The sequence below is a fragment of the Amycolatopsis sp. NPDC043885 genome, from assembly GCF_056435685.1.
Genome location: NZ_JBWKEA010000023.1, coordinates 1 through 13,730, shown reverse-complemented (window position 1 = coordinate 13,730; position 13,730 = coordinate 1). Strand labels below are relative to the sequence as shown.

General features: G+C 68.9%; 10 protein-coding genes. 6 read left to right on the top strand and 4 right to left on the bottom strand.

Going from position 1 to position 13,730, the window contains the following annotated elements:
• The first annotated feature begins 47 nt into the window (after nucleotides 1-47).
• Together AC069I_RS39430 and AC069I_RS39425 are read left to right on the top strand one after the other, a co-directional pair.
• Nucleotides 48-1,430, top strand: a complete 1,383-nt coding sequence (locus AC069I_RS39430; RefSeq protein WP_478267648.1) for a cytochrome P450 — start codon at nucleotides 48-50, stop codon at nucleotides 1,428-1,430.
• A 95-nt stretch (nucleotides 1,431-1,525) separates the two neighbouring features.
• Entirely contained in the window at nucleotides 1,526-1,978 is a 453-nt protein-coding gene (locus AC069I_RS39425) for a carboxymuconolactone decarboxylase family protein (protein ID WP_478226047.1), read from the top strand.
• Between the two features lie 5 nt (nucleotides 1,979-1,983).
• On the opposite strand, the gene AC069I_RS39420 is transcribed toward AC069I_RS39425, so the two are convergent.
• Nucleotides 1,984-2,700, bottom strand: coding sequence for a helix-turn-helix transcriptional regulator (locus AC069I_RS39420; protein ID WP_478226163.1), 717 nt, complete (start codon nucleotides 2,698-2,700; stop codon nucleotides 1,984-1,986).
• A 134-nt stretch (nucleotides 2,701-2,834) separates the two neighbouring features.
• Here AC069I_RS39420 and folE point away from each other — a divergent pair, with 134 nt between their 5' ends.
• On the top strand, nucleotides 2,835-3,431 hold the full coding sequence (gene folE, locus AC069I_RS39415) for a GTP cyclohydrolase I FolE (protein ID WP_340681596.1): 597 nt from the start codon (nucleotides 2,835-2,837) through the stop codon (nucleotides 3,429-3,431).
• Here folE and AC069I_RS39410 read toward each other — a convergent pair.
• Nucleotides 3,421-4,671, bottom strand: a complete 1,251-nt coding sequence (locus AC069I_RS39410; RefSeq protein WP_478267647.1) for an MFS transporter — start codon at nucleotides 4,669-4,671, stop codon at nucleotides 3,421-3,423. The two genes, folE and AC069I_RS39410, sit on opposite strands and share 11 nt — an antisense overlap.
• A 107-nt stretch (nucleotides 4,672-4,778) precedes the next feature.
• Between AC069I_RS39410 and AC069I_RS39405 the strand changes: the two genes are divergently transcribed.
• On the top strand, nucleotides 4,779-7,331 hold the full coding sequence (locus tag AC069I_RS39405; RefSeq protein ID WP_478226045.1) for a P-loop NTPase fold protein: 2,553 nt from the start codon (nucleotides 4,779-4,781) through the stop codon (nucleotides 7,329-7,331).
• Here the strand turns inward: AC069I_RS39405 and AC069I_RS39400 are convergent.
• The gene (locus AC069I_RS39400) at nucleotides 7,262-7,912 is read right to left on the bottom strand and encodes a flavin reductase family protein (RefSeq protein ID WP_478226162.1); all 651 of its coding nucleotides are present in this window, start codon (nucleotides 7,910-7,912) and stop codon (nucleotides 7,262-7,264) included. The two genes, AC069I_RS39405 and AC069I_RS39400, sit on opposite strands and share 70 nt — an antisense overlap.
• A 332-nt stretch (nucleotides 7,913-8,244) precedes the next feature.
• Between AC069I_RS39400 and AC069I_RS39395 the strand changes: the two genes are divergently transcribed.
• The gene (locus AC069I_RS39395; protein WP_478226044.1) at nucleotides 8,245-10,314 is read left to right on the top strand and encodes an AMP-binding protein; all 2,070 of its coding nucleotides are present in this window, start codon (nucleotides 8,245-8,247) and stop codon (nucleotides 10,312-10,314) included.
• A gap of 113 nt (nucleotides 10,315-10,427) precedes the next feature.
• Here AC069I_RS39395 and AC069I_RS39390 read toward each other — a convergent pair whose 3' ends face one another.
• On the bottom strand, nucleotides 10,428-12,053 hold the full coding sequence (locus AC069I_RS39390; RefSeq protein ID WP_478226043.1) for an AMP-binding protein: 1,626 nt from the start codon (nucleotides 12,051-12,053) through the stop codon (nucleotides 10,428-10,430).
• A gap of 108 nt (nucleotides 12,054-12,161) precedes the next feature.
• On the opposite strand from AC069I_RS39390, the gene AC069I_RS39385 reads away from it, so the two are divergent.
• Nucleotides 12,162-12,977: a helix-turn-helix transcriptional regulator gene (locus tag AC069I_RS39385; protein ID WP_478226042.1), complete on the top strand. Its 816-nt coding sequence runs from the start codon at nucleotides 12,162-12,164 to the stop codon at nucleotides 12,975-12,977.
• Nucleotides 12,978-13,730 lie beyond the last annotated feature (753 nt).

Here is a 13,730-nt window from a genome sequence, read left to right as displayed (position 1 = left end):
GCTCCCTATTGGATGCCGGTTCAACAGCGCACACCTGGAGGGGCTCGATGGCCACCGCTCTCCCCCATCCCCCGCGACGGATCCCGCTGATCGGCGACGTGCTCGGCGTGTCGCCGAAGACGCCGGTCCAGGACTCGATGCGGCACGCGGCCGAACTGGGCCCGGTCTTCGAGCGGAAGGTGTTCGGCCGGAGCATCGTGTTCGTCAACGGTGCCGAGATGGTCGCCGACCTCTCCGACGAGAAGCGCTTCGCGAAGCACGTCACTCCCGCGATCTCGAACCTGCGCCCGCTCGGCGGCGACGGCCTGTTCACCGCCCACAACGAAGAGCCGAACTGGCGGCGCGCGCACGAGATCCTCGCGCCCGCGTTCAGCCGCAACGCCATGCAGCGCTATCACCCGACGATGCTGGCGATCACCCGCGAGCTGCTGGACACGTGGGACAGGGGCGGCGAGGTCGACGTCGCGGACGACATGACCAAGCTGACGCTGGAGACCATCGGCCGGACGGGATTCGGTTACAGCTTCTCTTCGTTCGAACGCGCCGAGCCGCATCCGTTCGTCGCCGCGATGGTCCGCACGCTGCGGCATGCGCAGCGAAGGGCGATCCAGCCGCCGGTCATCGGCCCGCTTCTCAGCCGCAAGGCGAACCGGCGCAACGAAGCCGACCTGGCGTTCCTCCACTCGGTCGTCGCCGACGTCATCGAAGCGCGCCGGAACGACACGAGCACCGAAGACCTGCTCGGGCTCATGCTGAACACCACTCAGCCGAGCACCGGCGAGGCGCTGGACGAGGACAACATCCGGCACCAGATCATCACCTTCCTCGTGGCCGGGCACGAAACCACGTCGGGCGCGCTGTCGTTCGCGCTGTACTACCTCGCCAGGAACCCGGACGTCCTGGCCCGCGCTCAGTCCGAAGTGGACAAGGTCTGGGGCGAGAACCCGGACCCGTCGTACGAAGAAGTCGCGAAGCTCCGCTACGTCCGGCGAGTGCTCGACGAAGCGCTCCGGCTCTGGCCGACGGCGCCCGCGTTCGCGCGCCAGGCCCAGGTGGACACCGTCGTCGGCGGCGAGTACCCGATGCGCAAGGGACAGTGGGCGCTGGTCCTCATCCCGGCGCTGCACCGTGATCCCGCCTGGGGAGACGATCCCGAATCGTTCGACCCGGACCGCTTCTCCCCGGAACGCAACCGTGCCCGCCCGGCGCACGTCTACAAACCCTTCGGCACCGGCGAGCGGGCCTGCATCGGGCGGCAGTTCGCCCTGCACGAGGCGACGCTGGTACTCGGCATGCTGCTGAGCCGGTACGAGCTGCGCGGCGACCCGTCTTATCGGCTGAAGGTGCAGGAGCTGCTGACCCTCAAGCCGGAGGGCTTCAGGCTGGAAGTCTCGCTCCGCGACCGCGCGACGGTGTCCGCGCCCGCCTAGAGCAAGGTGGCGCCTCGGTTGAACTCGGTCACATCTCCGCTCCGGGATCCGTCAGTGCGGTGAAAGCAAGACGGAAACCCTGAAGGAGAACCACCATGGAAACCCGCATCCCGAACCCCGCCCTCGCGAACCCCGCGACGTTGAAGGCCCTGATCGCACTGGCGGAGTCGACCGGCGACACCGGTGTCCCGAAGACCACGCACTACCTCATGCACGTCCGCGCGAGCCAGATCAACGGGTGCAGCGGTTGCCTGGAGATGCACACCAAGGAGCTGCGCGAGGCGGGCCAGTCCGACGAGCGGATCTTCACCGTGGCGGCGTGGCGCGACACGGCCTACTTCACCGACGCCGAACGGGCGGCGCTCGCGCTGGCGGAGGCCCTCACCCGCATCGCGGACCGGGCCGACCCGGTCGACGACGAGATCTGGGACGAGGCGGCTCGTCACTACGACGAAGCGCAGCTGTCGAGCCTGGTCCTCTCCATCGCCGCCATCAACACCTGGAACCGGCTCAACGTCGCCACCCGGCAGATCGCCGGCGCCGCCTGAGCGACCTACTCGGCCTGCCGTAGCTCCACACAGCACTCGGCCGCGCCGGGAACGAGGGCCGCCTCCACGTTCCCGGCGCGCACGCCGTTCAGGAAACCGGCAAGGAAGGCCTGATTGATCCCGCAGACCAGCCCCGGCGCCTCCGCGGCCAGCGGATGGAACGGGCAGTTCCGCAGTCGGACGCAGGTCCTGCTGTCCCGGCTCGGCTCGAAGCCGTAGCGGCGAAGCATCCCTTCGGCCACGGTGAGCGCGCGTTCCGTGCCGAGCCTGCCGGGGCGCGTTCGCGCTCGTTCCTCTTCGCCCACCGCGAAACCGCGCTCCCCCGCGACCCGCAGCACGGCTTCCCGCGCGGACTCGCCGCTCCCTTCGGCGAGCACGGCCTCGGCGAGGATGCCCGCCAGGATCTCGTGCCGCCGGGCGGGAAGCTGCACTTGGATGGCCTCGTCGACGGGCTCGTAGACCTTCGGTCTGCGTCCCACCTTCACCACCGGACCGGCCTCGAAGCCGAATCTGAGCAGCCCGGCCGCCACGAGCTTGTCGAGATGGAAGGCGGCGAGCTTGCGGGAGATCCCGACCGCCGCCGCTGCCTCGTCCCGCGTGACAGGGCGCCTCGCACGCCGCGCGTAGACGTACATGCCTCGACGGAGGTCGTCGTCGAGCGCCGCCACAGCGGCGATGGCGGGGGCGTCGAGGCCGTCCGGGTCGGGCACTGTCACGTTCACCACGATATCGCCTATCTCAACCGGCGGAACATTCTGGACTGCCGATCTACCATGTAAGATGAGTCACCGGGTGGCAAAACACCCAAAAGTCTTGGTTTAATCCACTGGGGATCGCGTTCAGCCTAGGAGGCCCAATGTCCACTCCCGCCTTGCGCGTCGTGCACGAAACCGGGCCGGGGCCGGACCTCGCGGCGGCCGAGGCCGCGGCCGCCGATCTCCTCACCGCACTGGGCATTTCGCTGGACTCCGAGAGCCTCCGTGGCACGCCGGGCCGGATGGCGCGCGCGTACGCCGAGTTGTTCACTCCTCGGCCGTTTGATCTCACAACCTTCCCCAACGACGAGGGCTACGACGAACTCGTCCTCGCCAGGGGGATCCCGGTCCGATCCGTCTGCGAACACCACCTGCTGCCGTTCGTCGGGGTCGCGCACGTGGGATATCTGCCGGGAGAGCGGATCCTCGGCCTGTCCAAGCTGGCCAGGATCGTCGAGCACTTCGCCTGCCGTCCGCAGGTTCAGGAACGGCTCACGAAACAGGTCGCCGACTGGCTCGAAGAGCAGCTCGAACCGCGTGGCGTCGGCGTGGTGATCGAAGCGGAGCATTCGTGCATGACGTTGCGCGGCGTCCAGGCCGTCGGGTCGAGCACCGTCACCTCGACCCTGCTCGGCACACTGCGTGAAGACGCTCGTTCGCGCCAGGAGTTCTTCGCGCTCACCGGGATCAACGGCTGACAGTGGGCTCTTGCGTGTAGGCCGCGGAGACGACCTCGCGGTCGAACACCCGCCAGGTGAGCGCGGAAACGATCACCGCCACCACGAAACCGGCCCAGTACGGCGTCGTCAGCCCGAACTTCGACGCCACCGCCCCGCCGAGCAGCGCACCGACGCAGTTGCCGCCCGCGATGATGAACAGACTGGTGCTGCCGACCCGGCCCAGCATGTCGGGCGGGGTGAGCCGTTGACGCAGGGAACTGCCGACGATTCCCCACAGTGCGCCGTGTACCCCGAAGAGGAACAGGATCACCCCGACCACCGGCGCGCTCGTGCTCGTCGCGAGCACCAGATGTGTCCCGGCCTCGATCAGCAGCCCGATCCGCAACGTCCAGGTCGGGGTGCACCAGGCGATCAGCCGGTCGCCCATGACCGAGCCGAGTAGTCCGCCCACCGCCATGCAGGTGAAGAGCAGGCCGTATCCGACCGCACCCAGCTGGAGCCGTTCCTTCGCGAGCAGCACCAGGACCGAGGTGGCCGCGACGAGCGTCAGGTTCAACATCCCGATCAACCCGATCATGGTCCGCAGCAGACGCTGACCGGCGAGCCAGCGGAACCCCTCGGCCACCTCCGAGCGCATCGACCGGCGCGCGACCGGCTCACCGGTGCCGTCGCCGGGCGGCGGCCGGTACGCACCCACGATCAGCCCGAGCAACAGGGCGCTGACCGCGTACGTCCCGGCGTTGACGTAGAACGGGATGCTCGCCGCCACGCCGAACAGGAATCCGCTCAGCGGCCCCGAGAGCATGCCGTGGGTCAGTGTCGTCCCGGCGTACAGCCGGCCGTTCGCCCGCTCCAGCAACGCTTTCGGGACTATCGAGGGCAGCATCGCCCCGCCGGCCGTCCGGAACACGACCTCGCTCGCGTTGATCACGAAGAGGACGGCGTACAGCAAGGCGATGCTGACGTCGCCCATCGAGATCGCGACGGCCAGCAGGGCGACGGCGGGCACCCGGATCCAGTCGAGGGTGATCATCAGCTTGCGCCGGTCCACCCGGTCGACGAGCACTCCACCCGGCAGCGAGAAGAGCAGCCAAGGCAGCCACGCCACCGCGAAGCCGCCCGAGACCACGAGCGGTTCGTCGGTGCGGGAAGCGATCAGCAACGGCGCCGCCACCGTCGCGAGACCGCTGCCCAGCGCGGACGTCGTACTCGCCGCCCAGAGCTTCGCGTACCTGCCGTCCAGCCGCTCCCCCGTCATGAGATCAAATGTAGCGACCAGTGACCGAGCGGAGGCGTAGTTTCACCCCCAGCTGAGTAGCCGCCCTCTAGACTGCCCTTCCGTTCGGCCTTGGGAGGGGAGCACGGATGGTGCTGGTGCGCGACGTCGATCCGTCGATTCTGCTGATGAACAAGGCATCGGGCGAGAAACCGGGGGCTTACCTGCCCAGGGACATCGACGGCCCGCTCAGGTCAGCGCTCAAGACCACGCCGTTCACGCTCGTCGTCCACGAGGTCTACTCGGGCGCCAGGCGATCGGCCTTGGAAGCCTTGTGGATGACGTACGCCGGAACGGACCTGGTCATCGAGCCGGAGCTCGACGAGCTCGTGATGGACCGGCGCGACGGCCCGGCAGTGCTCTGGCTCGACCGGAAACTGCCCCAAACTCTCGGCCGCGACCCCGCCGCGGTGGCCAAATGGCTGGACAAGGATCCTCGGCGCCGACTTCTGGGGCTCGTCGGCGAAAGCCAATACGACCACCCGGAACTGCGTGCGGCGATCGATCGCCTCGGGCCGACCGTCCTCCACATCGGCCCGGCTCTCTCCGCCGCCGAACGCGCTGAAGCCAAGGCGATGTTCCCCGCGTCAGGGCCCATCCGCACGATTGACGAAATCGCTGTCGTGCGGAGCCCTCCTGATTCCGGGAACAAAGGCCCGGACCCCTTCGCCGCTCACGTCGCCGACTACCGGCCAGACACCGACGACGGCGTCGATCGACTCGGCATCGGCACCGACGTCCGTATGCTCGCCGACCTGGTCGTCTCCCGGATGATCACCCCTCCCCTGTCGATCGGCCTGTTCGGCAGCTGGGGTTCGGGCAAGAGCTTCTTCATGCGCCAGATGCAACTGCGCGTCCGCGAACTCGCCGATTCCGCGCGGGCGGCCGAAACCGAGGCCGGAACGAACGGGAAGTCCGTGTCCTCCTATTGTTCGAGCGTTCGCCAGATCAGCTTCAACGCCTGGCACTACAGCGAAGCGAACCTCCTCGCCAGCCTCGCCACGCATATCTTCGACAACCTCGCCGCGAACGGCGCCGAGAACGACCTTCAGCGCCAGGCCGACCTGCTCGCCGAACGCCGCATGACCGAGAAGACGCTTCTCGGCAGGCTCAGCGCGGTCCGGCTCGAACGCAGAACCCTGACGGCCCAGCAGAAACAAGCGAAGCGAAGGCGACGGAAACCGCGCGAGTACGTCCGCGCGGTCTTCGACAGCCTCACCGACGCGGACAAGGCGTGGATCGCGTCCCGGATCGGCGTCGACCAGCCGACCGCCGAGGATCTCGAACGGCTGGCGCAGGAAACGGGCGGGCTGCGGTCGGACGTCGCCGAATTCTGGCGGCGGCTGCGGCAGGATCCGGTTCCGCTGCTGGTCCTGATCGGTGGGCTGGTGACGGTCCTGGTGGTCACGCTGCTCGTCGGCCGGTCGCAGGTGTCCGGCGTGCTCGGCGGACTCACCGTGGTGAGCTCCGCGCTGACCGTCGTCCTGCGGATGCGCGCCAGCGCGGACCGGATCCACCAGGCGCTCGACAAGCTCGGCGGACCGTCCGAAGAGGACGAAGAGACCGAGCGGCGCCTGGCCGAACTGGACGCCGAATCCGACCGGCTCGAAAAGGCGGTCGCCGAACTCGCACCGGGGCTGGACCTCGTGTCGTTCGCCGAGTCCCGGGTCTCGGACTACGTCGAACATCTGGGCGTGGTTTCGCTGCTGCGCAAGGATCTCGAGACGTTCGCGACCATGCTCGCCGAGGTACCCCACGGTTCGGGGAAGATCGAACGGACCGTGCTCTACATCGACGATCTCGACCGCTGCCCGCCGAAGGTCGTCGTGCAGGTCCTCGAAGCCATTCATCTTCTACTGGCGCTGCCGGTGTTCGTCGTCGTGGTGGGTGTCGACTCCCGCTGGCTCAAGAAGGCCGTGGAGCAGCACTACGAGGAGATGCTCGGCGACGATCCGGAGACCTTCGCCGAGAACTACCTCGAGAAGATCTTCCAAGTGCCGTTCACGTTGTCCCCCATGGACGATCCAGGGTTCGCGGGGCTCGTGCGCGGGCTCGCCGACACCGAGGTCCAGGACGCCTCGCCGTCGCCGACGCCCACCGAACCGGATCAGGCCACCGGTGACCGCTCTCCGGTCCCGGCCGATTCTCGCCCTCGCGCGGAAGCACCGCGACCGTCGTCCGAACAGTCCACAATAGACCTACGACCTCCTCGGCTGGTGATCTCGGCGCCGGAACTGGACTTCCTGCCGACACTGGCCCCGCTCGTCCGGTCCCCACGTGCCGCGAAAAGGCTCCTGAACCTGTATCGCCTGCTGCGAGCACGGTTCGCCGGAGAAGACCTGGCGGAGTTCCTCTCCGACGGCGACCGCGAGGCACCGTTCCGTGCGGTGCTGGTGCTGCTCGCGGTCCACGTCGGGCATCCGGACGCAGTCCGGTGGTTCGCCGACCTCGATGGGAGCGCCCCCGACGACAAGGCCATCGAGATCGTGTCGAAGATGAACGACCACGAACTGCGCCCGAAACTCGAACGCGGCCTGTCCGGCGAAGCGTGGCCACTGCTGGCCGTGTCCTATCAGCGCTGGCTGCCGCTGGTGAACCGGTTCTCGTTCGCCCGCGATCGCTCGATGTCCGGCCCGCGATAGAGCCGCTCCGGGATCCGCGCCAGTGTCGACGGATGGACCTGCGGGCCGAGGCCGTAGAGCTTCTGGAAACTCATGATCAGCGGCCGCCACCGGTCGGGGTCGATCCGGTCTTCGGTGCCCGGCATCCGCACGTCGTCGTGGACGTGGACGCGCTGCACGCGGACCTCGAACACGAGGACGCCGCCGCGTTGTTTCGGATCGTCCTCCGCGAGCGGGTGCACGGCCTCGACGACGGCCTCCATCGTCACCGGGCATTCCGCGACGCGCGGCGGCCGGACCGTCTCCGAGGGCACCGGGGTGAGGCCGGCGCGGGCGAACTTGTCCGGTTCGTGCCGGTAGCCGCGTTCGTACTTGCGGGCCGGGACGGGATCCGAACCGGTGGTCAGCGCCAGCCTGTCGACGGCGGCAGCCAGCGCGTCGGAAGGGAGATTCAGAACACATTCACGGTTGCGCATGAGATTTTGCGCGGTCTTGGCTTTCGCGCCCAGTCCGAGCATGCCCCGCCAGCCGAGCCAGAACGCCGACGACATCGGTGCCAGGTTCGGAGCGCCCGCCTGGTCGACCGTCGAAAGGAGCACCACAGGGGTGCCGAAGTAGAGGATTCCTGGCTCGATACGGGTGTGCGCGGTCTCGGCCGCCGTCGTAGTAACTGTCACGTACGCCAGCTTCGCCGCCTCGCGCGCCGGAGGCTGGCGAGAATCGGACGTCGCGATCAACACCGTCGGCGGACGGCGTCGCGCCGCCCGAACACTTACCCTCTTCCGAGACGGTTCCCTTGGGCGGACGCGAACCCGCGGTCGTTCGGAGTATTGCGTTCGGCCGATTGCTGGTAGGTTCGCCGAACTTGAACGACGAAGGAGGCGCCGGCAGCGGCCCGGTCAACACCCCGAACGCGCGTGGTGAGGCGAATCGCATGCGAGACGATGTGGTCCAGGCGAGCTCGATTCTCGGGCATTCCCCCGGCCAGGTTTGGGAAGTGATCGGCGATCCCGAGTCCTACTCGAGGTTCGTCGCGGAGATCAGCTGGTGCGAGATCCAACGTCCTGCCGAGCGCGGGCGCGGCCCGAAATGTCTTGTCCGGCTGGAACCGCGGCCGGGGACGCTCGTCGTCGGTGACATCGAGGCGCGGGTCTGGCGGCCGGGCGAGCACGTCGTGTGGTGCGGCGTCGAGAACGACGGCATCTGGGTCTCGGTCGAGCTGCGGCAGGCTCCCGGTGGCGGCACGGAACTCGTCGCGCAGCTGATGCTTCCGGCGCCACACTCCCCTCTCGTGTCCGCCGCGTCCTTCAAACGATCCGTCCGCGCGGCGGCCCGCCGGATCGATCTGCACCTTTCGGGCCGGGCGGCGTCGCCCCAGGAGGAACCGGCGCATACCAAGGCCACCACGCTGCACACGGCGAGCACGCTGATCAAGGCCGGGGTGCTCGCGGCCGCGCGCCCGGACAAGATCGCCCGGCAGCTCACCTCCTTGTCGCAATGGGGCGCCACCGTCGCCGGCGGCTACTCGGCCAACGCCGCCCGTGTGCCCGACGACGTCGCGTTGCACGACGAACGCAACGTCCGGACGTTCAAGCAGACGGCCGATCGCAGCAACCAGCTCGCGAACGCCCTCGCGGCCCGCGGAGTGCGCGCCCGCGACCGGATCGCCTTGCTGTGCCGCAACCACGCCGCGATGGTCGAGTCACTGATCGCGTGCAGCAAACTCGGGGTGGACGCGATCCTGCTCAACACCGGGCTTTCCGCCGGCGCGGTCGCGGACGTGATCGAGCAGCACAAACCGGTCGCGGTGCTCGCCGACGACGAGTTCTCGCGGATCATCGCCGGCATCTCCGGCGATTTCCTGCGGCTGTCCACCTGGCCGGAGACCGAGAACGGCTACCCGACGATCGATCAGCTGATCGCCGGGGTGCCCGCCACCAAACTCAAACCGGTGGACCGGATCGGCAGGCTCGTCGTTCTCACGTCGGGCACCACGGGGACCCCCAAAGGCGCGCGCCGCCCCACGCCGAAGGGATTGTCGACGTCGGCCGCCATGCTCGACCGCATCCCGCTCCACTCCGGAGACCGGTTCGTGGTGGCCGCGCCGCTGTTCCACAGCTGGGGGCTCGCCGGCATGCAGATCGGGATGGCCGTGCGCGCGTCCTTGTCGCTGATCCGGCGGTTCGACGCCGAGGAGATCCTGCGGACCATCGCCGAACACCGCTGCGGTGTGCTGTTCGCCGTGCCCATCATGTTGCAGCGCATCCTCGATCTGCCGGAACGGATCCGCGCCCGCTACGACCTGTCGTCGCTGCGGATCGTCGCCAGCAGCGGATCCGCGCTGCCGGGCCCGATCGTCACCGAGTTCATGGACACCTTCGGCGACGTGCTCTACAACTTCTACGGCTCCACGGAGGTTTCGTGGGCCAGCATCGCCACGCCCGAGGACTTGCGCGCCGCGCCGACCACCGCCGGCCGCTGCCCTCCCGGCACCCGCGTCGCCATCCTCGACGACGACCACAATCGTGTCCCACCGGGCTGGGAGGGACAGATCTTCGTCGGCAACGACATGCTCTTCGAGGGCTACACCGACGGCGCCAGCGTGCCCCGCGCGGAGAACCTGATGGCGACCGGCGACGTCGGCTACCAGGACGCCGCCGGACGGCTCTTCGTCACCGGCCGGGCGGACGAGATGATCGTGTCCGGTGGGGAGAACGTGTCCCCTCGCCCGGTCGAGGAGGCCATCGCCGCCCTGCCCGGCGTCCACGAAGCCGCGGTGATCGGCGTGCCGGATCGCGAGTTCGGGCAACGGTTCGCGGCGTACATCGTGCCGAAACGCGGTGCCCGCATGAGTGCGGACGACGTCCGCGCCTACATCCACCACCGGCTGGCCCGCTTCGCGGTGCCGCGGGACGTGTACTTCGTCGAGGAGCTGCCCCGGAACGCGACCGGAAAGGTGCTCAAGCGGCTGCTGCGAGACGAAACGTGGCCGATCGACCAATGAGCCCCGTGTGCCGGGACGGAACACGCGTGCTTGGAGGCGGAACACGCGTGATTCCAGCCGGATGACCCGGCTTCGGCGTGTTCGGTCCCCAATCACGCGTGTTCCGCCTCTGATCACGCGTGTTCCGCGCTCGGATGCCGCTCCCGCAGGAGAAACCGCTGGATCTTCCCGCTGGGTGTCTTGGGCAGCTCCGGCACGAAGTGCACCTCACGCGGGTAGGCGTGCGCGGCGAATCGCGTCTTCACCAGCTGCTGTAACTCGGCCACCAACGCGGTGTCGGCGGAGGCGCCGTCCCGTGCGACCACGTACGCGACGACCACCTCGCCGCGCAGCGCGTCCGGGACACCGACGACGGCGCATTCGGCCACGGCGGAATGCTGCTGCAGAACGCTTTCCACGTCGAACGGGCCGATACGGTAGCCCGCCATCAGGATGACGTCGTCGTCCCGCGAGGCGAAGGTCAAGTACCCATCGGTGTCCTTGGCGGCCACGTCACCGGTGTAGTACCAGCGGCCGTCGGGGCTGAAGCGCGCGGCGGTGCGCTCGGGCGCGTCGCGGTAGCCCCGGAACCACACCAGCGGGCTCGCCGCGAGATCCACGGCGACACGGCCGCGTTCTCCCAGCTCGGCCACCACGTCGGCGTCCTCACGGAGGACCTCGACCGCGAAGCCCGGCAGGACACGTCCCATCGACCCTGGCTTGACCTCCGAGCGGAGGTCGGGATGCCACGCGTTGCCCACCACCATGCCGAGTTCCGTCTGTCCATAATGGTCGTAAACGCCGACACCGAGCTTCGACGACGCCCACTCCAGGACATCCGGCGTCAACGGTTCCCCCGCCGATGAGCAGTGCCGCAGGCGGAGACCGCCCGGCACCGGGGCGGCCGAGTTCCGGAGCGCGCGATACACCGTCGGGGCGGCGGCGAAGTTGGTGACACCGAACCGCTCCAGTACCGCCCACGTCAGTTCGGCGGAGAAACCCGCGTGCAGCAACAGACTCCGCCTGCCGGTCGCCATCGGCGTCATGATCGCGTAGTACAGACCGTAGGCCCAGCCGGGGTCCGCGGCGTTCCAGAAGACGTCGTCGGCTCGGACGTCGAGCGCGAAGTCCTGGTACGCCTGGAAACCCGCGAGCGCACGGAGAGGAATCGGGACGGCTTTGGGCGTTCCCGTGGTCCCGGAGGTGAACAGCTCGACGAGGACCCCGGACCCACCGGTCACCGCGGCTCCCGGCAGCGGCGCGGCGTCTGCCAGCATCTCCCGGAACGACAGATCGCCCGCCTCGCCGTCCCCGACGACCACGATCCGCCGCGCAGGGTCGTCCGGCAGATCGGCGGACGGCGTCAGCTTCGAACGCTGACCGGCGTCGGCGATGACGACCTTCGTGCCGTTGCCGGTGACGCGCAGCGCGATGGCGGGCGGCGCGAACGCCGTGAACAGCGGGACGTGCACCGCGCCGAGCCGCCAGATCGCCAGCAGCGCCACGACCAGCTCCGCCGACTTGCCCATCAGCGTCGCGACCCGGTCCCCCGGCCCGACCCCGAGGCCGAGCAGTGCCCCGGCGAAGCGTTCCGACTGCTCGCGCAGCTCGCCGTAGGTGAGATCGTGGCTGGTCAGATCCGCTTCGACCACGGTGAACGCGACCGCCTCCGCCGGATGCCGGTCGCACAACAGCGTCGCCGCACAGGCCCGCTCGTCGTCGTAGACCTCGAGCAACCGCCGGACGTGAGCTTCGGTCATCGTTTCTCCCGGGACGTTGGCGAAGGCGTACAGTTCCGGAAATCGTGCGGGCGGGCCCGATCCGTCCACCACCCCCGATCGAGGGGGATCACCGAGGAGGGTGAGCCGATGCCGGTCGACGACGCCCAGCTTCTCGGCGCTGTCTCGGACCTGCGCCGGGACACCGGCCTGCCGGTCGGCTTCGCCGGGGTCGCCGTCGCCTCACCGCGAATGCGGCTGACCGCGTTCCTCGGCAACCGCGGCACCGCGCTGAACGGCCTGTCCGTCCGCGCGGGCCGCGGCCTCGGCGGCAAGGCGCTCGCGCTGACCCGGCCGGTGGTCGCCAACGACTACCACAGCGCCACCACGATCAGTCACGACTACGACGAGCCGGTCCGCGACGAGGGCATCCACTCGGTGGTCGCGATCCCCGTCGTCGTGCGCCGCCGGGTCCGCGCCGTCCTCTACGGCGGTCTGCGCGACGAGACCACCCTCTCCGACCGGACGATCACCGCCGCCCTGCACGCCGCGCGCGATCTCGAACAGACGTTGGCCGTCGAGGACGAAATCGAGAAGCGGCTGGTGGAGGCACGGCCGCTGGCGGAGCATCGCGAGGAGGCCGCTCCGCGCGAACGGCTGCGCGAGGTCTACGGCGAGCTCCGGGCGCTCTCCGGCCAGATCGCCGACGACGTTCTCCGTGACCGCCTCGACGCGATGTGCGCCAGCCTGACCGGCGCCGCTTCCCCCGTGGCGCGCTTGGCGCCGAGGGAACTGGACACCGTCGCGCTCGTCGCGCTCGGCCTGACCAACGCCGAGATCGCGCACCGGCTGGGGCTGACCGCGGAGACGGTCAAGAGCTACCTGCGGGATGCGATGCGCAAGCTCGACGCGACCTCCCGGTTGCAGGCCGTCACGCACGCGCGGCGGATCGGCCTGCTCCCCTGATTCAGCCCGCGGGAACGGGCGAGACCGACGAGATGCAGTACTTGTCGCCTGCCTCTCGCCGCACCTCCATAGTCCCGGTGAAGCTCTCGCTGTAGTTCAGGGTGCCGGTCATCGTCACCACGATCAGGTCCGGGCCCGCGGCACGCGGTTCTTGCGCGGTGAGCGACGCGTTGCGGTCGCCATATTCCTTCGCCGTCTGGCGGACCTTGTCCTTTGCGTCCGCGCAGGCCGACTCGGCGGAGTCTGCGTCGCACTGGCCGATTTCGAGGACTTGCTGTCGCTCAGCAGGAATCCGGGCGCGACGAACGCGAGGATCGCGAAGACGACCACCACGAGCGCGCCGCCACCGGCGATCAGCCCGATCAGCAGGCCATTGCCCTTCTTCGGCGGCTGGTCCCGGGTACTGCGGCCCGCCGAAGCCCGGCGGCGGGTAGCCCTGTTGTGGGTACTGCTGCTGGGGATGTTGTTGCTGGGGATAGCCCTGTTGCCACTGCGGCCCTTGCGGTTCCTATGGGTACGACATCGATGCTTCCTTCCCCCGAACAACCTGTGCGAGAGGAATCTACCGTCCCCTTCGGACAGTCGTGATGCGGCTCGGGACTCGTGAGTGGTGAGGACGGCGGCGCAGGGATGTCCATGAAGGATTTGGGACATTCACCCTGGATCCACCGATGTGTTTGTTAGGTGATCTTGGTGGGGTTTGTTGATCTTTTGGCTGGTTGCTGGCAGGGCGGGGTGCCGGTCGTCTCATCC